Origin of the sequence: Streptomyces sp., assembly GCF_031181555.1 — a bacterium.
GTDB lineage: Bacteria > Actinomycetota > Actinomycetes > Streptomycetales > Streptomycetaceae > Streptomyces > Streptomyces fimbriatus.
In genome coordinates this window covers 5,900-24,777 of sequence record NZ_JAPSKQ010000100.1, presented here as the reverse complement: position 1 = coordinate 24,777, position 18,878 = coordinate 5,900, and the positions used below count along the sequence as shown (strand labels likewise).

Annotated in this window: 16 protein-coding genes; 10 read left to right on the top strand and 6 right to left on the bottom strand. The window is 74.3% G+C overall.

Annotated features, from left to right (window positions below; translation table 11 throughout):
- Positions 1-40: 40 nt before the first annotated feature.
- Positions 41-976, bottom strand: a complete 936-nt coding sequence (locus RIM90_RS20120; RefSeq protein ID WP_309062125.1) for an A/G-specific adenine glycosylase — start codon at positions 974-976, stop codon at positions 41-43.
- Between the two features lie 141 nt (positions 977-1,117).
- Between RIM90_RS20120 and RIM90_RS20115 the strand changes: the two genes are divergently transcribed.
- Together RIM90_RS20115 and RIM90_RS20110 are read left to right on the top strand one after the other, a co-directional pair.
- Entirely contained in the window at positions 1,118-2,701 is a 1,584-nt protein-coding gene (locus tag RIM90_RS20115) for a histidine kinase (protein WP_309062124.1), read from the top strand.
- Positions 2,698-3,363, top strand: a complete 666-nt coding sequence (locus tag RIM90_RS20110; protein WP_309062123.1) for a response regulator transcription factor — start codon at positions 2,698-2,700, stop codon at positions 3,361-3,363. The genes RIM90_RS20115 and RIM90_RS20110 overlap by 4 nt, the downstream gene beginning before the upstream one ends.
- Before the next feature lie 57 nt (positions 3,364-3,420).
- Here RIM90_RS20110 and RIM90_RS20105 read toward each other — a convergent pair whose 3' ends face one another.
- Complete coding sequence (locus RIM90_RS20105; protein ID WP_309062122.1) at positions 3,421-4,074, bottom strand: phosphatase PAP2 family protein; 654 nt, start codon at positions 4,072-4,074, stop codon at positions 3,421-3,423.
- 175 nt (positions 4,075-4,249) lie between these two features.
- On the opposite strand from RIM90_RS20105, the gene RIM90_RS20100 reads away from it, so the two are divergent.
- Positions 4,250-5,107 (top strand): hypothetical protein, encoded by an 858-nt coding sequence (locus tag RIM90_RS20100; protein WP_309062121.1) that lies wholly within the window; start codon positions 4,250-4,252, stop codon positions 5,105-5,107.
- Positions 5,108-5,207: 100 nt separating this feature from the next.
- Here RIM90_RS20100 and disA read toward each other — a convergent pair whose 3' ends face one another.
- Together disA and radA are read right to left on the bottom strand one after the other, a co-directional pair.
- The gene (gene disA / locus RIM90_RS20095; protein WP_309062120.1) at positions 5,208-6,332 is read right to left on the bottom strand and encodes a DNA integrity scanning diadenylate cyclase DisA; all 1,125 of its coding nucleotides are present in this window, start codon (positions 6,330-6,332) and stop codon (positions 5,208-5,210) included.
- A gap of 68 nt (positions 6,333-6,400) precedes the next feature.
- Positions 6,401-7,810, bottom strand: a complete 1,410-nt coding sequence (gene radA, locus RIM90_RS20090) for a DNA repair protein RadA (protein ID WP_309062119.1) — start codon at positions 7,808-7,810, stop codon at positions 6,401-6,403.
- Between the two features lie 206 nt (positions 7,811-8,016).
- Between radA and RIM90_RS20085 the strand changes: the two genes are divergently transcribed.
- On the top strand, positions 8,017-9,789 hold the full coding sequence (locus RIM90_RS20085) for a hypothetical protein (RefSeq protein ID WP_309062118.1): 1,773 nt from the start codon (positions 8,017-8,019) through the stop codon (positions 9,787-9,789).
- 13 nt (positions 9,790-9,802) lie between these two features.
- Here RIM90_RS20085 and RIM90_RS20080 read toward each other — a convergent pair whose 3' ends face one another.
- Positions 9,803-10,585, bottom strand: coding sequence for a hypothetical protein (locus RIM90_RS20080; RefSeq protein WP_375165490.1), 783 nt, complete (start codon positions 10,583-10,585; stop codon positions 9,803-9,805).
- Positions 10,586-10,773: 188 nt separating this feature from the next.
- Here RIM90_RS20080 and RIM90_RS20075 point away from each other — a divergent pair, with 188 nt between their 5' ends.
- The 4 genes from RIM90_RS20075 to ilvD all read left to right on the top strand — a co-directional run bounded on the left by RIM90_RS20075 (position 10,774) and on the right by ilvD (position 15,440).
- Entirely contained in the window at positions 10,774-11,706 is a 933-nt protein-coding gene (locus RIM90_RS20075; protein WP_309062116.1) for a Ppx/GppA phosphatase family protein, read from the top strand.
- Positions 11,707-11,975: 269 nt separating this feature from the next.
- Positions 11,976-12,809: a sugar phosphate isomerase/epimerase gene (locus RIM90_RS20070; RefSeq protein ID WP_309062115.1), complete on the top strand. Its 834-nt coding sequence runs from the start codon at positions 11,976-11,978 to the stop codon at positions 12,807-12,809.
- On the top strand, positions 12,806-13,453 hold the full coding sequence (locus RIM90_RS20065) for a TetR family transcriptional regulator (protein ID WP_309062114.1): 648 nt from the start codon (positions 12,806-12,808) through the stop codon (positions 13,451-13,453). The genes RIM90_RS20070 and RIM90_RS20065 overlap by 4 nt, the downstream gene beginning before the upstream one ends.
- Before the next feature lie 133 nt (positions 13,454-13,586).
- Positions 13,587-15,440 (top strand): dihydroxy-acid dehydratase, encoded by a 1,854-nt coding sequence (gene ilvD, locus RIM90_RS20060; RefSeq protein WP_309062113.1) that lies wholly within the window; start codon positions 13,587-13,589, stop codon positions 15,438-15,440.
- A gap of 75 nt (positions 15,441-15,515) precedes the next feature.
- Here ilvD and RIM90_RS20055 read toward each other — a convergent pair whose 3' ends face one another.
- Positions 15,516-17,726 (bottom strand): serine/threonine-protein kinase, encoded by a 2,211-nt coding sequence (locus tag RIM90_RS20055; protein ID WP_309062112.1) that lies wholly within the window; start codon positions 17,724-17,726, stop codon positions 15,516-15,518.
- A 183-nt stretch (positions 17,727-17,909) separates the two neighbouring features.
- Between RIM90_RS20055 and RIM90_RS20050 the strand changes: the two genes are divergently transcribed.
- Entirely contained in the window at positions 17,910-18,260 is a 351-nt protein-coding gene (locus RIM90_RS20050) for an SH3 domain-containing protein (protein WP_309062111.1), read from the top strand.
- Positions 18,261-18,302: 42 nt separating this feature from the next.
- Positions 18,303-18,821, top strand: coding sequence for an EamA/RhaT family transporter (locus tag RIM90_RS20045; protein WP_309062110.1), 519 nt, complete (start codon positions 18,303-18,305; stop codon positions 18,819-18,821).
- Positions 18,822-18,878: the final 57 nt, after the last annotated feature.

Genomic DNA, 18,878 nt, shown 5'->3' with positions numbered 1-18,878 from the left:
GTGGTCACGGATGCCCGTGCCCGGGTGCGCCGGCCGTGCGTCAGCTCAGCGGCAGCCGGTACAGGCCGCCCGGCAGCGGCTCCACCAGGCCGTCGGCGACGAGACCGTCCAGGGCGCGGGCGCGCTGCACCGGCTCGTGCCACACCCGGTCCAGGACGGCCTGCGGTACCGGTCCGTGCTTCTCCCGCAGGACGGCCAGCAGCCGCCCGCGGACCTGACGGTCCGTGCCCGCGTACGTCTGGCCCCGGCGCGGCGGACCGTCGTGGGCCGGCTTGCCCGCCAGGCGCCAGGCGCACTGCGCGGCGATCGGGCAGCGGTGGCACGACTCGTTCTTCGCCGTGCACACCAGCGCCCCGAGCTCCATGGAGGCGGCGGCCCACCGCGCGGCGGTCGACGCGTCCTCCGGCAGCAGCGCGCGGGCGAGCCGGCGCTCGGCGGCGGTGGTCGCGTTCGGCGGGTACTGCACCCCGGTGACCGCGCGGGCGAACACCCGGCGGACGTTGGTGTCCAGCACCGCGTGCCGCTGCCCGTACGCGAACGACGCCACGGCCGCGGCCGTGTACTCGCCGATGCCGGGCAGCGCCAGCAGCTGGGCGTGGTCGGACGGGACGTCGCCGCCGTGCCGTTCCGTTATGGCGACGGCGGCGCCGTGCAGGCGCAGGGCGCGGCGCGGGTAGCCGAGCCGGCCCCAGGCGCGGACGGCCTCGCCGGGTGACTCCGCGGCGAGGTCGGCGGGGCGCGGCCAGCGGGCCAGCCACTGCTCGTAGACGGGCAGGACCCGGTTCACCGGGGTCTGCTGGAGCATGAACTCGCTGACCATCACCCCCCACGCACCGGCCTCGGGGCGCCGCCACGGCAGGTCCCGGGCGTGCTCGTCGAACCAGTCGATGACGGGGGAGTGCAGCGGCTCACCGGGAGCACGCTCGGACACGGAATCGGCGGCGTTGCCGTACGGGGGCTTCGTGGGAGCAGTCATGACCTCTCGATCCTGCCACGCCCGGCCGTACCCGCGGGGGGACCGCCACGGTGGAGAGGGGGAACGAGGGGCCCGGAGGGTGACGGGCACCTGACGATCGGCAGCAGTGGCGACCCGGCGGCCGCTTGTAGCGTCGACGGCATGGAACGTGCCCGCCTCGCCGCGCTCGGCCGGGGCTGCCTGCTCTGGGCGGTCCTCGCCGCCCCGGCGCTCACCGCGGACCGGCTCGGGCTGAACGAGCCGCGCGCCCTCTGGCAGCAGCTGGCCGGACCGGTCCTGCTCGCCGTCGCCACCGCCCTGTCCCGGCGCCGGCCCCTGGCCGCCTTCGGGCTGACGGCCGCGCTGAGCCTGGCCTTCGCCCCCGCGCTGTTCAGCGTCTCCTACGGCCCGGCGCTCGGCGTGTTCGCGCTGCTGCTCGGGCTGCGGGCGGGCCGCACCGCCCCCGCGGCGCTGTGCTTCGCCGCCGTCGGCTGCGCCGGCACCGCGCGGATCGCGCTCGCCGGGGCCGACCCGGTCCCCGAGTGGCTGGTCCTGACCGGCACCCTCCTGTTCGGCTGTGTCTTCCCCTGGCTCGGCGGACGCTACTGGCGCCAGAGCCGCCAGCTCGCCGAGGCGGGCTGGCTCAGGGCGGCCCGCCTGGAGGAGGAGCAGCGCCTCGCCGAGGAACGCGCCCGGCTGCGGGAGCGGGCCCGGATCGCCCAGGACATGCACGACTCCCTGGGCCACGAGCTGAGCCTGATCGCCCTGCGCGCGGGCGCTCTCCAGGTCGCCCCCGACCTCGCGGGCCACCACCGGGCCGCCGCGGCCGACCTGCGTGCGGCGGCCGCCGACGCCACCGACCGGCTGCACCGCATCATCGGTGTCCTGCGGGAGGACGACGACGAGCCCGTGCCCCTGACCCCCGCCGGCGAGAGCGTCGAGCAACTCGTCGCCCGCGCCGCCGAGTCCGGGCTTCCGGTGCGCTGGGAACCCGGCGGGCGGAACACCGCCGTGCGGCCCGGCGGGGTCGCCGAACGGCTGCTGCACCGGGTGACCAGGGAGGCGCTGACCAACGCGGCACGGCACGCACCGGGCGCGCCCGTCGTCGTGGCGGTGACGGGGGACGACGTACGGGGAGCGACCGTCACCATCACCAACGGCCGGGCCGCCCAGGGGAGTTCCCCGTCCCCGGGGAGCGGCTCGGGCCTGCTCGGGCTGCGCGCCGCCGTGACCGCGGTCGGCGGCACCTTCGAGGCGGGCCCGTACGCCGGCGGCTACCGGGTCCGGGCCCACGTCCCGGCGCGGGCGTCCGCGGCGGCCACGCCCCCGCGCCCGCCCTCCGCCCCCTACACCCGTGCCCGCCGCCGGGTCGCCGCCGGTCTCGGCGCCGCCGCCTGCGCGGGTGTCGTCCTGGTCGGTTCGGCCTTCGGCTGGTACGCGTACACCGAGACGCACTCGGTCCTGGAACCCGCCGCGTACGCGGGGCTGCGCCCGGGCACGCCGGCCGGCGAGGTCGCACGGGTGCTGCCGGACCTGGAGGTCCGGGACCCGCCCTCGGAACGCGCGCCCGCGCCGCCCGAGGGCGCCGACTGCCGCTACTACCGCGCGAGCGGCGAACTCTTCGTCTCCGTGGACCACTTCCGGCTCTGCTTCGACGACGAGGGGCGCCTGGTCGCCAAGGACGTGATCCCGCGCGTCGGCCTGGCCGGCGAAGGGCACGAGGAATACGAGGAGTTCACACGGTGATCAGGGTCCTGCTGGCCGACGACGAGGCGATGGTGCGCGCCGGGGTGCGCGCCATCCTGGGGAGCAGCGGTGAGACGGAGGTCGTCGCGGAGGCGGGTGACGGGCGCGAGGCCGTCGAGCTGGCCCGGGCGCACCGCCCCGACGTGGCCCTGCTCGACATCCGCATGCCCCGCCTGGACGGGCTCGCGGCGGCCGAGGAGATCGTCCGCACCGTCCCCGGCACGGCCGTCGCGATGCTCACCACCTTCTCCGAACGCGCCTACGTGGCCCGCGCGCTGGGCGGCGGCGCCACCGGATTCCTGCTCAAGTCCGGCGACCCGTACGAACTCATCGCCGGAGTGCGGGCGGTGGCGGGCGGTGCGGCCTTCCTGTCGCCCAAGGTGGCCCGGTACGTCATCGAGGGCCTCGGCGGCGCCGACGGCGCCGGCCGGCTCGCCCGGGAGGCGGAGGCACGCGCGCGCGTGGCGGTGCTCAGCCCGCGCGAGCGCGAGGTGCTCGGCCTGGTGGGGGCCGGACTGTCCAACCCGGAGATCGCCGCCCGGCTGCATCTCGTCGAGGGCACGGTGAAGGCGTACGTCAGCGCGGTCCTCGACCGGCTCGGTGTGCGCAATCGCGTACAGGCGGCGATCGTCGCCCACGAGGCGGGGCTGGTCGCGACCTGAAGTCCGCGTGAGTCCGCGTGAGCCCGCGTGAGCCCCCGTGCGTCCGCGTGCGTCCGCTCAGCGGCGCCGGTGCGTCGCGTACGGCGGTACGCGGTGGGCGGCCGGCTGCGGCCCCGGTCCGGTGAGCCACCGCACGGCGGGTACCGACGAGGCGCGCATCGACGCGGCGAGCCGGACCGCCGGGCGCGTGGCCAGCCGTACCGCCGCGAAGGCGACGACCGTGCCGAGGAGCAGTCCCGCGACCACGTCGTGCGGGTAGTGCACGCCGACGAACACCCGGGAGAAGGCCATGAGGAGGGCCAGCGGGGCCGTCAGCCAGACGAGCGCGCGCCGGACCAGGACCAGGGTGAGGGCCGAGGCGCCCGCGATCGTGGCGTGGTTGCTGGGGAACGACCAGTCGCCGTGCGGCGGGCACTCGGCCAGGGACGGGGCGGCACCGGTGACCGCCCGGCACGGACGCTCCTGGGTCACACCGGACTTGAGCACTTCGCTGCACACGTACGCCACAGCCGTGGCCAGAGGTGCAAGGGCCGCGATCGCGAACGCCTGCGGGCCGGCGTGCCGGGCCCGCCACCAGCCGAGGACGAACAGCGCGACGAAGACCAGGAGTCCGGCCTCCGTCCCGATCTCGGCCGTGTGCTGCACCCACGGCGGGGTGTCGTGCGCGAAGTCGGTGATGTCGCGGTAGAGCCCGCTGTCCACGAAGTCCATGGTCACGGACCGTAGGCGAGAGGTCGGAACGGTCACACCCTGCGATCGTCGCCTGCCGCACCTGACGAAGGACAGGGGTGGCGGGGCGGTTTCCGGGATGATGATCCGGAAAAGTTGCGAGTCTTGGCGGCGGGTGGGACAAGCGAACGCGCCGATCTCTCGTACAGTTTGCGCCGTGGGATCTCTGCGCAATCCGGTCGGGCCGCTTCCCTCCTCCATCTACTGGCGAAGGAGGGCCGTACTGCTGTCCGTACTGGCCCTGTTGGCCTTGTTGATCACCTGGGTGGTCACCGCGGGCGGCGGGGGCGGCGGCGAGAGCGAGAACGGGGCCAACGGCAAGAATCCCGCGCCGTCCATCACTCCGGGGCCGTCGAGTTCGGGACCGGCGATCAGTCAGGCGCCGGGTGGACGTGACGAGCCGGGCTCCGGCGGATCCGGCGGGTCCGGCGGGTCCGGCGGCTCGTCCTCCGGCGACGGGGACGACGGGGCGGGCGGCGACCCCGCGGACTCCGGTGGCGCCGGCGGTTCGGACGGCGGTGCCGGGGGCAGCGCGGGCGGCGGCTCCGAGGGCGGTACGTCGTCCGGGGTCGGCGCGGGTGACGCGCTGCCGGCCGGATCCGGGTCCGGGCTGCCCAACTGCACGGCGAACACGGTCAAGTTGAGCCTGCGCAGCGTCCGCAACGCCTACGAGCCCGGTCGGACGCCCACGTTCCTGCTGACCGCGCGGAACGTCTCCGACAGTGACTGCAAGGTCGATCTCGGGCCGCAGAACACGGTGTTGACGATCGCTCAGGCGAGCGCCGACGACGCGTACTGGGCGTCGGACGACTGTCCCGAGGGCGCGCGGAGCCTGGTGTTCCGGGTGCCGGCCGGCGAGAGCATCACGTACACCGTGAAGTGGGACCGCAAGCCGAGCGCCCCGCGGTGCGCGACGCCGCCGGCGGGGTCGGCCGGCGCGGGGACGTACCTGGTGGAGGCCAAGGCGCCGGGGTTCGCGAAGGTGCAGACGTCGTTCGTGCTGGAGAAGGACTGAGGCGGTGCCGGGCGCCCGGCACCCGCTGACGCCGGGACCGGCGGTACGCGGGCAGCGGTGATCCGCCGGGAACCGCGACGCGCGCGGGCGGGCCCGGAACTCAGACGTACCGTTCGAGGATCGAGCTCTCCGCCAGCCTCGACAGGCCCTCGCGGACGCTGCGCGCCCGGGCCTCGCCGACGCCGTCCACCGTCTGGAGGTCGTCCACGCTGGCGGCGAGCAGCTTCTGCAGCCCGCCGAAGTGCTCCACCAGGCGGTCGATGATCGCGCCGGGCAGCCGCGGCACCTTCGCCAGCAGCCGGAAGCCGCGCGGTGACACCGCCGAGTCCAGGGTCTCGGGGGAGCCGGTGTAGCCCAGGGCGCGGGCCACGGTCGGCAGTTCCAGGAGTTCCGCGTGGGTGAGCGCGTCCAGTTCGTGCAGGGCCTCGTCGACCGTGCGGGAGCGCTTGGCGGTGGGCTCGGGGACGTAGTCCCGCACGACGAGCTCGCGCTCCGGCTCCACGCCCGCGATCAACTCGTCCAGCTGGAGGGCGAGGAGCCGGCCGTCGGTGCCCAGTTCGACCACGTATTCGGCGATTTCGGTGGCGATGCGGCGCACCATCTCCAGCCGCTGCGCGACCGCCGAGACGTCCCGGACGGTCACCAGGTCCTCGATCTCCAGCGCCGACAGGGTGCCCGCGACCTCGTCGAGGCGGAGCTTGTAGCGCTCCAGCGTGGCGAGGGCCTGGTTGGCGCGGGACAGGATCGCCGCCGAGTCCTCCAGGACCCGGCGGTGGCCGTCGACGTAGAGCGCGATCAGGCGCATCGACTGGGAGACCGAGACGACCGGGAAGCCGACCTGCTTGGAGACGCGGTCGGCGGTGCGGTGCCGGGTGCCGGTCTCCTCGGTCGGGATGGTCGGGTCCGGCACGAGCTGGACGCCCGCCCGCAGGATCTTGGACAGGTCGGACGACAGGACGATGCCGCCGTCCAGCTTGCACAGCTCGCGCAGCCGGGTCGCGGTGAACTCGACGTCCAGGACGAAGCCGCCGCTGCACAGGGCCTCGACGGTCTTGTCGGAACCGAGCACGATCAGACCGCCGGTGTTGCCGCGGAGCACGCGCTCCAGGCCGTCACGCAGGGCGGTGCCGGGTGCCACGGCGCTCAGCGAGGCGCGCATCAGGCCCTCGGAACCGGCACTCCCACCGGACTTTCCGGGAGCCGCTGCCCGGTCGTTGGCTGCCACTGCACTCCTCCGGTCGCAGGTTCTGGGGCGCCCCCGGTTCGTACGGACGGGCGAGACCTGGGCAAAGTCTACCGGCGGTCCTCCTCCTCCCGTGGGGCCTCCCGGCGACGGGAGCGCGGGAGGACCCGCAGCGCGTCCCCTATGTCCGCGACCTCCAGGACCTTCATCCCCGGAGGGATCCTGCCCGGATCGCCCGGGACCAGGGCGTGCGTGAAGCCCAGGCGGTGCGCTTCGGCGAGCCTGCGCTGGACGCCCGTGACCCGTCTCACCTCGCCGGCCAGGCCGACCTCGCCGATCGCGACCAGGTTCTTCGGCAACGGGGTGTCGCTCGCCGCCGACGCCAGGGCGAGCGCGACGGCCAGGTCCGCGGCGGGTTCCGAGAGCTTCACCCCGCCGACCGTCGCGGAGTAGATGTCCCGTTTGCCCAGGGCGCTGATGCGGCCGCGCTGTTCCAGTACCGCCAGCATCATCGACACGCGCGAGGTCTCCAGGCCGGACGTGGTGCGCCGGGGGGAGGGGATCTGCGAGTCGACCGTGAGCGCCTGCACCTCGGCGACCAGGGGGCGGCGGCCCTCCAGGGTGACCGTCAGGCAGGTGCCGGGGACCGGTTCGTCACGACGGGTCAGGAAGAGTCCGCTCGGGTCCGCCAGGCCCGTGATGCCCTCGTCGTGCAGCTCGAAGCAGCCGACCTCGTCGGTGGTGCCGTAGCGGTTCTTCACGCCCCGGACCAGGCGCAGGCGCGCGTGCCGGTCGCCCTCGAAGTGCAGGACGACGTCCACCAGGTGCTCCAGCAGACGCGGACCGGCGATCGCGCCGTCCTTTGTGACGTGTCCCACGAGGAGCGTGGACATCCCGCGCTCCTTGGAGGCCCGGATCAGCGCGCCGGCCACCTCACGGACCTGGGCCATGCCGCCCGGGGCGCCGTCGATCTCCGGGGACGCCACCGTCTGCACCGAGTCCAGGATCAGCAGGGACGGCTTGACCGCGTCCAGGTGGCCGAGCACGGCGGACAGGTCCGTCTCGGCGGCGAGGTACAGGTGGTCGTCGATGGCGTGGATGCGGTCGGCCCGCAGCCGGACCTGGCTCGCCGACTCCTCACCGGTGACGTAGAGCGTGCGGTGCTCGTCGCTCGCCGACTTGGCCGCCACGTCGAGCAGCAGGGTGGACTTGCCGACGCCGGGCTCGCCCGCGACGAGCACCACGGCCCCGGGGACCAGCCCGCCGCCGAGCACCCGGTCCAGCTCGGGCACGCCGGTGGAGCGGGCGGTGGCCCGGCGGCCGTCGACCTGTCCGATGGGCAGGGCGGAGGTGGTGACCCGCCCCGGGGTCGTCGTACGGACCGCGGGCGCGCCGTACTCCTCGACCGTCCCCCAGGCCTGGCACTCGGGGCAGCGGCCGAGCCACTTGGCCGTCTGCCAGCCGCACTCGGTGCAGCGGTAGGACGGGCGGTCCTTGGTGGTCTTGGTACGGGCAGCCATGCGAAAACGGTAGCGGCCGGCACTGACAACGCGGCGCGAGGTGCCCCCGCCTCCCGGACCCGCCGACCGTCCGGAGCGGGTGGTTTTCGTGCCCCGGCCGGTGAGCGAAAGGTTCCTGTCCCCGATTGAGGGATCGTTTCACCCGTACGGATTAAAAGTGCGCAGGGCTCCGGAAGAGGCCGCCCCGGGCCGCCTACGGTCGCCGGATGACGAGCAGTGGCCCACAGTCCCCGACCCGTATGACCGGCACGCACCGGGCGCACCGGGAGGTGCGTGACCGCGGGGCCGCGCGCACGCTGGCGCAGCGGCCGTCCACGCGCTACGAGGCGTATCTGGACGGCCTGTTCACCTACTGCCTGTCCGTGCTGTGCGACCACGAAGCGGCGACCGCCGCCCTGGCCGACGTCCTCGCGCTCGCGGAGCGCCGCGGCCGGCACGTCCCGGACGGGCCCGGGGACCGCCGGGCCTGGCTGTACGCGCTGGCCCGCTGGGCGTGCCTGCGCAAGCTGGCGGAGGCCAAGCAGAAACGTCAGGCCACCCACGCCGTGGGCCGCGCCGACCGGCGGCGCAAGACCCGGACCGCCACCGCCCCGGCGGTCTCCGAGGAGGTCCAGGAGCAGCGTCGGCGCGAACTGGCCCTGCTGGCCTGGCCGGAAGCCGCCGGCACCACCCCGGAGCAGCGCGAGGCGCTGGAACTCGCCGTCCGCCACCACCTCTCCGCCCACGAGGTCGCCGCCGTGCTCGGCATGGAGCCGGCCGCCGCCCGCGAGCTGCTCGCCTCCGCGGCCTGCGAGGTCGAACGCACCCGCGCGGCGCTCGCCGTCGTCGAGACCGGGGCCTGCTCCGGCGTGGCGCATCTCACCGGCGACCGCCGGCTCGTGCTCAGCACCGCCCTGCGCCGTGAACTCGTCCGGCACGTCGACGACTGCCCGCGCTGCCGCCGTACCGCCGAGCGGGCCGTCCCCGGCCGCTGGCCCGGCACCGGCGTCACGCCGGACGCGTTGCCCGTCCTGCCGGTGCCGGGCGCGGCCCTGCACGCCGCCATGGCCCACCATCCACGCGGACGGGCCGCCGCACCCCGCTTCGACCGGCGCGGCTTCCCGATGGACCCCAAGGACCGCGTCGCCCGCAGGGACCGGCTCCGCGCGCGTGTCGTCACGACGACGGTCGTCGCCACCGTGGTCGCCGCGCCCGTGCTCGCGCTGTGGGCCGCCTACCGCGGCACCACCGTCGGCGAGGCCCGGGACGGCCGCTCGGCCTCCGCGCGGGAGGACGGCGGCCCCGTCGCCCTGGACGGCGAGGGAGCGGGCGGCGGCTACGAGAACACCGGCAACGCCAGCACCCGGCCCGGCCCCCGGTTCGGCAAGGACGGCAAGGCGGACGTGTCCGTGGAGGTCGTCGGTGTCGCCGACGCCGGACGCGGGGGCGCCGCGCTGGACGTCACGGCCGGTCACACCGGCGACACCACGCTGATCACCCTCACCGCGACGGGCTCCGGGCCGGTCCGCTGGTCCGCGTCCACGGGAGCGTCCTGGCTCTACCTGAGCCGGTCGTCGGGAACGCTCGCCCCCGGCGAGTCGTTGACGATCAAGGTGTACGTCGACCAGCTCCGCGAGCCGTCGGGACACTGGAAGGCCACCGTCGCGATCTCACCCGCCGGCGCGGTCGTCACCATCGACGGCTACGGCACCGCCCCCGGCCCCTCCGCTCCCGGCGGCGGCCCGCGCCCCGGTCACCCGGGCGGCCCGGGCACCGCGCACCCCGGCACCCCGAGCGACCCTCCGCCGGGCTCCGGCGACCCGGGGGGACCCCCGCCGTCCTCGCCCGGTCCGGACCCGGAGCCCACCACACCGGCGCCGTCGCAGCCCACGCCGAACGATCCTCCGTCCTCGCCCGGCCCGGAGCCCACGCCGGACGACCCGGCGGGATCGGCGCCGCCGTCCGCGGACGGCGACGGCCCGGACCCGGCCGCGTCGTAGACCGGGGCCGGGGTCAGGCGGGGTCCGCCGGATGCGGTGCCAGCAGGGGCAGCTGCGAGGCCAGCCGCTCCTCGCACAGCTCGACCAGACGGTCGTAGCCGGCCTTGCCCATCAGCTCGGTCAGCTCCGCCCGGTAGGAGACGTACACCGGCTCCCCGGCGCCGTGCGCCGAGGTCGCCGAGGTGCACCACCAGTGCAGGTCGTGACCGCCCGGACCCCAGCCGCGGCGGTCGTACTCACCGATCGACACCTGCAGCACGCGCGTGTCGTCGGGCCGGTCGATCCAGTCGTAGGTCCGCCGGACCGGCAGCTGCCAGCACACGTCCGGCTTGGTCTCCAGCGGCTCGCGGCCCTCCCTGAGGGCGAGGATGTGCAGCGAGCAGCCCATGCCGCCCGCGAAGCCCGGCCGGTTCTGGAAGATGCACGAGCCCTGGAACGGCCGGGTCTGGCGGTCGCCGTCCTCGTCCTCGGAGACCCAGCCGTTCTTCGTGCCCTCCTCGTGGTGCTGCCAGATGTCCGGCGTGAGCCTCGCCACATGCCCGGCGACCCGCTTCTCGTCGTCCTCGTCCGAGAAGTGGGCACCCAGAGTGCAGCACCCGTCGTCCGCGCGGCCCGCCTGGATGCCCTGGCAGCCGCTGCCGAAGATGCAGTTCCAGCGAGAGGTCAGCCATGTCAGGTCGCAGCGGAAGACCTGCTCGTCGTCCGCCGGATCAGGAAATTCCACCCATGCGCGGGCGAAGTCGAGGCCCTTCTCGTCGTCCACCGGCGCCTTTCCCGGTGTCCTCGGTGCGGTCACCCGCGAAGAACCCGCGTCCGGTTCGACCTTCCTGGCCTTCTTGTCCGTCTTTTCGTCCTTCGCCTTTTTCGTCTTTGGCACCCGTCCAGGGTAAGTCGCCCGTGCCCCCGCCCCGGACCGGCCCGGGCACCTCGGCGGACGCGACGCGGGCGGCGGCACACAGCGCGGCGGGCAGTAGCGTTCCGTACATGAGACTCGGTGTCCTCGACGTGGGTTCGAACACGGTGCATCTGCTGGTGGTCGACGCGCACCCCGGCGGGTGCCCGCTGCCCGCGCACTCGCACAAGACCGAACTGCGCCTCGCCCAGCTCCTGGACGACAACGGAGCCATAGGCCCGGACGGGATCGACCGACTGGTCTCGGTCGTCCACGAGGCGCTCCAGGCCGCCGAGGACAAAGGGGTCGAGGAACTGCTGCCGTTCGCGACCTCCGCGGTGCGCGACGCGGACAACGCCGACGACGTCCTCACGCGCGTGCGCGAGGAGACCGGGGTCGAGCTGCAGGTCCTCAGCGGCGAGGAGGAGGCCCGGCTCACCTTCCTCGCCGCCCGCCGCTGGTTCGGCTGGTCGGCCGGGAAACTCCTCGTCCTCGACATCGGCGGCGGCTCCCTGGAGATCGCCTACGGCATGGACGAGGAGCCCGACGCCGCCGTGTCGCTGCCGCTGGGCGCCGGCCGCCTCACCGCCGGCTGGCTGCCCGGTGACCCGCCCGAGGCGGACGACGTCCGCGCGCTGCGCCGCCACGTGCGCACCGAGATCGCCCGCACGGTCGGCGAGTTCAGCCGCCTCGGCGCCCCCGACCACGTGGTGGCCACCTCCAAGACCTTCAAGCAGCTCGCCCGTATCGCCGGCGCCGCCCGCTCCGCCGAGGGCCTGTACGTCCAGCGCGAGCTGAAGCGGGAGTCCCTGGAGGGCTGGGTGCCCAGGCTCGCCGCCATGACCACCGCCGAGTGCGCCGAGCTGCCCGGCGTCTCCGAGGGCCGCGCGGGCCAGCTGCTCGCCGGGGCGCTGGTCGCGGAGGGCGCGATGGACCTGTTCGGCGTGGAACGCCTGGAGATCTGCCCGTGGGCGCTCCGCGAGGGCGTCATCCTGCGCCGCCTGGACCACATGGGTCCTGGATAGCCGTACGCGCCGGGACCGCGGGGCCGCCCGGCCGTGCGCCTCCGTCCGCCGGCGCGGCGAGCGGCACCCTCGCCGTGCCGCATGCGGCAGTACCGACGGGGAGGCCGGTGGTCGGCTCGATCACACGTCCTCCGGGCGGACGGATCGCCCGGAGGACGGGTGAGCGGGCCCTGCCCTGCGAAGACGCGGTTCCGGCGGCGGCGAGGACTCCCGGCCGAAGCCGACCGTCCGCCGCCCGTCCGCCGAACGCACCCCGTACCCTGTCCTTCGTGGCAGAACCAGCGGTGCGCATCCCGGATGCGAAGGTCGCTCTGTCGACGGCCTCCGTCTACCCGGAGTCGACGGCGACGGCCTTCGAGATCGCCGCGCGTCTCGGGTACGACGGCGTCGAGGTCATGGTGTGGACCGACCCGGTCAGTCAGGACATCGAGGCACTGCGCCGGCTCAGCGACTACCACCGCATCCCCGTCCTGGCCGTCCACGCCCCCTGCCTGCTCATCACGCAGCGCGTGTGGTCCACCGACCCCTGGACCAAGCTCCAGCGGGCCCGGGTCGCCGCCGAGAAGCTCGGCGCCGGCACCGTCGTCGTCCATCCGCCCTTCCGCTGGCAGCGGCAGTACGCCCGCGACTTCGTGGACGGGATCTGGCGGATGGCGAACGAGACGGATGTGCGGTTCGCCGTCGAGAACATGTACCCCTGGCGCTACCGCGACCGCGAGATGCTCGCGTACGCCCCCGACTGGGACGTCACGAAGGAGGACTACCGCCACTTCACGATCGACCTCAGCCACGCCTCGACCGCCCGCACCGACGCCCTGCAGATGATCGACCGCATGGGCGACCGCCTCGGCCACGTCCACCTCGCCGACGGCCGGGGCTCGGCCAAGGACGAGCACCTCGTGCCCGGCCGCGGCGACCAGCCCTGCGCCGAGGTGCTGGAGCGCCTCGCGCTCAGCGGCTTCGACGGCCACGTCGTCATCGAGGTCAACACCCGACGGGCGATGTCGAGCGCCGAACGGGAGGCCGACCTGGCGGAGGCGCTGGCGTTCACCCGCCTGCACCTGGCCTCCGCCTCCTCCGCCGCCCGGGCGCCGCGGCGATGACCGGCGTCACCGCGAGCGACGGCCCGGACGCGCCCGCGCGGCCGAGCGGCACCTCCCGGCGCCGCGGCCGTCCCCCGCGTACGGAATCGGCCGGCACCCGCGACCGCATCCTCACCGCGGCCCGCGAGGAGTTCTCCGAGCGCGGGTACGAGAAGACGTCCGTACGGGGCATCGCCAAGTCGGCCGGGGTCGACTCCGCGCTGGTGCACCACTACTTCGGCACCAAGGAGCAGGTGTTCGAGGCGGCCGTCGAGGTCGCCTTCGCGCCCGCTCTCCAGGCCCGGGACACGGTGCTCGACGGCCCGCTCGACGAGGTGGGCGAGCGGATGACCCGGATGATCCTCGGGCTCTGGGAGAACCCGGTGACCCGGGCCCCGCTGCTCGCGATCGTCCGCTCCGCCGTGAACAACGAGACCGCGGCCGGTGTCTTCCGCCGGCTGGTCGCCACGCAGCTGCTGCGCCGTATCGCGGGGCAGCTCGACCTGCCGGACGCGGAGCTGCGCGCGGAGCTCGCCGCCGCGCAGCTGGTCGGGATCGCGATGATCCGGTACGTGATCAAGGTGGAGCCGCTGGCCTCGGCGGACCCGGAGCAGATCATCGGGCGCGTGGCGCCCGTGGTCCAGGGACATCTCACCGGGCGCTGACCCGTGCGCGGCAGCGAGACACCCGTCCCGCATTCCGGACACCTCGTCCCGCCCTCTGGATGACCGGCGTACGCTCGATGCAGTCAGAACTCTCTGGCCGGCACTCTTCGAAGGTCTGAAGGAGCGAGCGACGATGCCCGAGCTGAGGTCCCGCACAGTCACCCACGGCCGCAACATGGCGGGCGCCCGCGCCCTGATGCGGGCCTCCGGTGTACCGGGTGCGGACATCGGCCGCAAGCCGATCATCGCCGTCGCCAACAGCTTCACGGAGTTCGTCCCCGGCCACACCCACCTCGCGCCGGTCGGCCGGATCGTCAGCGAGGCGGTCGTCGAGGCCGGCGGCATCCCGCGCGAGTTCAACACGATCGCCGTCGACGACGGCATCGCGATGGGCCACGGCGGCATGCTCTACTCGCTCCCCTCCCGCGACCTGATCGCGGACAGCGTGGAGTACATGGTCGAGGCGCACCGCGCGGACGCCCTGATCTGCATCTCCAACTGCGACAAGATCACCCCGGGCATGCTGAACGCGGCCCTGCGGCTGAACATCCCGACGGTCTTCGTCTCCGGCGGCCCGATGGAGGCCGGCCGGGCCACCCTGGTCGACGGCACGGTCCGCACGCTGGACCTGGTCGACGCGATGTCCGACGCCGTGAACGACAAGATCTCCGACGAGGACATGCTCCGCATCGAGGAGAACGCCTGTCCGACCTGCGGCTCCTGTTCCGGCATGTTCACCGCCAACTCGATGAACTGCCTGACCGAGGCGATCGGCCTGTCGCTGCCCGGCAACGGCTCGGTCCTGGCCACCCACACGGCCCGCAAACAGCTCTACGTGCGCGCGGCCGAGACGGTCATGGACCTCACCCGCCGCCACTACGAGCAGGACGACGAGTCGGTCCTGCCCCGCTCCATCGCCACCTTCCAGGCGTTCGAGAACGCCATGGCCCTCGACATCGCGATGGGCGGCTCCACCAACACGATCCTGCACCTGCTGGCCGCCGCCCAGGAGGCCGGCGTCCCCTTCGGCCTGGAGCAGATCGACGCCGTCTCCCGCCGGGTGCCGTGCCTGGCGAAGGTGGCGCCGAACGTCGCCAAGGACCGCACGTACTACATGGAGGACGTGCACCGGGCGGGCGGCATCCCCGCCCTGCTGGGCGAACTGCACCGCGCGGGCCTGCTCAACGAGGACGTCCACGCCGTGCACAGCCCCTCGCTCGCCGACTGGCTCAAGACCTGGGACGTGCGCGGCGGCTCCCCGTCGCCGGAGGCGGTGGAGCTGTGGCACGCGGCTCCCGGCTGCGTCCGCTCCGCCGAGGCGTTCTCCCAGTCCGAGCGGTGGGAGGCCCTGGACGAGGACGCCGAGGGCGGCTGCATCCGCTCCGTCGAGCACGCCTACTCCGAGGACGGCGGCTTGGCGGTCCTGCGCGGCAACCTCGCCGTCGACGGCTGCGTGGTGAAGACGGCCGGCGTGGACGAGTCGATCTGGACCTTCGAGGGCCCGGCGGTGGTCTGCGAGTCGCAGGAGGAGGCCGTCGAGAAGATCCTCACCCAGCAGGTCGAGGAGGGCGATGTCGTCGTCATCCGCTACGAGGGCCCCAAGGGCGGCCCCGGCATGCAGGAGATGCTCTACCCGACCTCGTACCTCAAGGGCCGGGGCCTGGGCAAGGCGTGCGCGCTGGTCACCGACGGCCGTTTCTCCGGCGGCACCTCCGGCCTGTCCATCGGCCACGCCAGCCCCGAGGCGGCCTCCGGCGGCACCATCGCCCTGGTCGAGGACGGCGACCGCATCCGCATCGACATCCCGAACCGCTCGATCGAGCTCCTGGTCGACGAGGCCGAACTGGCCCGCCGCGAGCAGGCGCTGGGCGGCCGGTACGCCCCGAAGAACCGCGACCGCAAGGTCTCCGCTGCCCTGAAGGCATACGCGGCGATGGCGACCAGCGCGGACAAGGGCGCGGTGCGGGACGTCTCGAAGCTCGGCTGACGCCTCTGTCACGCACGCACTCACGGGGCCGCCGCCCACCGCGGTGGGCGGCGGCCCCGTGAGTGCCGTGCGCCGCTACCAGGCCGCCGGATCCCGTCCGTCCACGGCGAAGACGCTCCCGTCGGGAGCGGAGGCGTAGACACGGCCACCCGTGACCACGGGCTCGGGGAGCGCGGCGGCGACCCGGTCGGAGATCGCCCCGAGCCGGGGCGCGGTCTGCCCGACCAGCCGCCCCCGCTCGGCGTCCACGGCGAGCAGCCGCCCGTCGGGAGCGGTGACGTACACGTGCCGTCCGTCGGAGACGGGCGCGGAGAGCCGGGCCGTGCCGGTCTCCAGGTTCCACCGCTGCCGACGCGCCTGCGTGTCGACGGCCACGAGCGTCCCGCCGGCCCCGGTGAGGTGCACGACGCCGCCGTGCACGGAGCCCTGGACCTGGTGCAGCGGGACCGGCAGGGGCACCCGCCGCACCGCCCGCGTGCCCGGCTCGTAGCGGACCACGGCCCGGGCGGAGCCGTGGACCTCGCCGGCCGCGACGAAGAACACCGATCCGTCCGCCGCGCCGACCGGATCCAGCGTTCCCTCCAGCGTCGCCTCCCACCGCACTTCACCGCTGTCCGGGGCGATCGCCGTCACCCACGTGCTGGATCCGTCGTCGGAGGTGCTCGTCGCGTACGCCACCGGGTCCCCCGGGAACCAGGTGAAGAACGGCGCCGTGTACCCGGGTATCCGGCGGCTCCAGCCGGTGTCGCCCGTCGCGCCGTCCACCCCGGTGACCGTCCCGTCGGCACGGGTGAGCAGCAGCGTGTCCCCGGCCCGTGCGATGCTGCGGTACTCCCCGACGTCCTGCCGCCACGCCGGCTCGCCCGAGGCGGGATCGAGCGCCTCCAGGCCGCGCCCCTCGTTCAGCCAGGGCTGCACGAGGCCGCCCGACAGGACCGGCGGCTCGCTGCGGACCGTCCGCGCGACGGTGCGCCGCCACAGCCGGCTGCCGTCCTGCGGGTCGAGCGCGAAGACCAGCCCCGGCTGCGCGCACAGCAGCCTGCCGGCTCCGTAGGAGCACTGCGGGGTGCCCGACGCGGCCGGCGGCTCCGTCTCCCACGCCCGGAACCCGGCCGGGCCGGTGTGCGAGACGGTGCTCTTCGGCGACGCGTCCTTGCCGCCGAACAACGGGACCGAGACCAGCGCGCCGACCACGGCGAGGCCGACCGCCCCGGCCACGAGCAACGTCCGCCGGCCGGGCCGCCGCGCGGTCCGGCGTCCGGCCCCCTCGGCGGAGGGCCGGTGTTCCGCCTCCTCCGCCGGCGCCCGGTCCGACGCGGGCTCCGCGGGCGCCGCCGGTTCACCGCCCGGCTCCGCCGCGTCGTCCGGTTCCGCTCCCGGCCCGGCGCCGGGTGCGGGACCCGCCGGGGCGCCCGCCCAGGACCGCTGCTCGGGTATGAACACCTGCGTGTCGTACGAGGCCGCCACCGAACGGAGTTCGCGCATCAGCTCGTCGGGGGACGGCCGGTCCTCGGGTTCCTTCGCCAGGCAGCGCCGCACCAGCGGCACGAGGCCGTCCGGGACGCCGGTCAGGTCGGGCTCGTCGTGCACGACCTGGTAGGCGACGACGTACGGGCTGTCGGAGTCGAACGGGCCCCGTCCGGTCGCCGCGTGCACCAGGACCGACCCGAGGGCGAAGATGTCGGCGGCGGGCCCCACTTCGCGCGGACGCCGGAACTGTTCGGGCGCCATGAAGGGCGGTGTACCGATCAGCTTCCCGGTCTCCGTGCGCAGTTCGCTGTCCTTCGGCCGGGAGATGCCGAAGTCGATGACCTTCGGCCCGTCGTCGGCGAGCAGGACGTTGCTCGGCTTCAGGTCCCGGTGCACCACTGCGACCCGATGGATGTCCCGCAGCCCCTCCGCCAGACCGGCCATCAGCCGGCGCAACTGGAACGAGGGCATGGGGCCGTTCCGCTTCACGTGCTCCGCGAGCGTCGGGCCCGGGATGTACAGGGTGGCCATCCAGGGGCGTTCGGCTTCCGGGTCGGCATCCACCACGGGTGCGGTGAACGCACCGCTCACCCGCCGCGCCGCCGCCACCTCCTGCCGGAACCGGCCCCTGAACTCGGGGTCCCGGGCGAACTCGGCGTGCACGACCTTCACCGCGAGCTTCATTCCCGAGGTGCTGCGGGCCAGATGCACCACGCCCATGCCGCCGGAGCCGAGACACGACTCAAGACGGTAGTGACCGGCGTATTCGGGAAGTTCCGCTTCCGCGCCCGCCCCGGCGTTCCGCTGTGGCGCCATGGAACCACCCCCGTGCTGTTCGTCCGCGCGCGCGAACCACGGAGCCTAGTCGATGATCCGTACGGAACCGAGGCGGCCTGCCGGCATTCGTGTGCCATGTGCGTACAGGTGTGCGTGGCGTGATCGGGGGGTATCAACGGGTCCCCATGACACGCATGGGGTGCACAACGGGGGAGGTTCTCCATGTCAGTCGACCGTGTCGAAGCGACAGTCGAAGGGGTGATCGAGGGGGCAGCCGAGGGGGCGGAGGCCGTCGGGGCGGCGAAGTCCGTCACCACGGCGGCCGTGCGCTACTACCCGGTCGCCCCCGGCGTCCGTCTCAACGTCCGCAGCGGCCCCGGCACGGGCTACGCCGTCGTCCGTGTCCTGCCCGAGGGCGCGAAGGTGCCGATCTACTGCCAGACGCCGGGCACCACGGTCACGGGCCCGTACGGCACGTCGAGGATCTGGGACAACATCGACAGCGGTGAGTACGTCTCGGACGCGTACGTGAAGACCGGCAGCGACGGGTACGTGGCCCCGCGCTGCTCCTGATCCCGCCGGAGCCCGCGGTGCGCCCGGCGCCATAATCGATGCGTGAGCGCAGAGAACGGCACCCCGGACAGCACCGCGGGCTCCCCGGAAGCGGGGGCCCCCGGCGGGCCCCGCCCCGAGCCCATCCGCTTCTTCGGCACCACCTGGGTCGACCACTCCGGCGGCTACACCGCCCGCCGCGTCGGCGTCGCCGTCGGCTCCCTCGCCGCCGCGGCCGCCTCCTGCTTCGTCCTGCGCCTCGCCTACCAGGGGTTCCGGATCGCCGACGTCGGCGGCTTCGTCACGGTCCTCATGGTCGTGATGTTCGCGATCTGCAGCGCGCTCGCCTTCCGCCACACCTGGGAGAGCTTCACCCGCCGCCCCGACCCGGCCCGCCAGGCGTCCCTGCGCGGCCTCCTGGCCATCGGCTTCGTCGGCTCCCTCCTCGCCTACTTCTTCCGTTCCCTCACCGAGGCCCCCGGCGAGAAACTCCACCGCGAGGAATACGAGACGGCCCGCGCCCAGCACGAGAAGCGCACGTCCCGCCGCTCCGGCAACCCCAAGAAGCGCCGCCGCGCCTGATCCACCGCTCCCCGGCCCACCGGAGAACTCCCCGGCCCACCGGAGAACTCCCCGGCC

Excerpts from the sequence above, each read along its gene's own strand:
- RIM90_RS20120 (WP_309062125.1), bottom strand. The coding sequence starts at position 976 with ATGACTGCTCCCACGAAGCCCCCGTACGGCAACGCCGCCGATTCCGTG.
- RIM90_RS20115 (WP_309062124.1), top strand. The coding sequence starts at position 1,118 with ATGGAACGTGCCCGCCTCGCCGCGCTCGGCCGGGGCTGCCTGCTCTGG.
- RIM90_RS20105 (WP_309062122.1), bottom strand. The coding sequence starts at position 4,074 with ATGGACTTCGTGGACAGCGGGCTCTACCGCGACATCACCGACTTCGCG.
- radA (WP_309062119.1), bottom strand. The coding sequence starts at position 7,810 with ATGGCTGCCCGTACCAAGACCACCAAGGACCGCCCGTCCTACCGCTGC.
- RIM90_RS20085 (WP_309062118.1), top strand. The coding sequence starts at position 8,017 with ATGACGAGCAGTGGCCCACAGTCCCCGACCCGTATGACCGGCACGCAC.
- RIM90_RS20075 (WP_309062116.1), top strand. The coding sequence starts at position 10,774 with ATGAGACTCGGTGTCCTCGACGTGGGTTCGAACACGGTGCATCTGCTG.
- RIM90_RS20065 (WP_309062114.1), top strand. The coding sequence starts at position 12,806 with ATGACCGGCGTCACCGCGAGCGACGGCCCGGACGCGCCCGCGCGGCCG.
- ilvD (WP_309062113.1), top strand. The coding sequence starts at position 13,587 with ATGCCCGAGCTGAGGTCCCGCACAGTCACCCACGGCCGCAACATGGCG.
- RIM90_RS20055 (WP_309062112.1), bottom strand. The coding sequence starts at position 17,726 with ATGGCGCCACAGCGGAACGCCGGGGCGGGCGCGGAAGCGGAACTTCCC.
- RIM90_RS20050 (WP_309062111.1), top strand. The coding sequence starts at position 17,910 with ATGTCAGTCGACCGTGTCGAAGCGACAGTCGAAGGGGTGATCGAGGGG.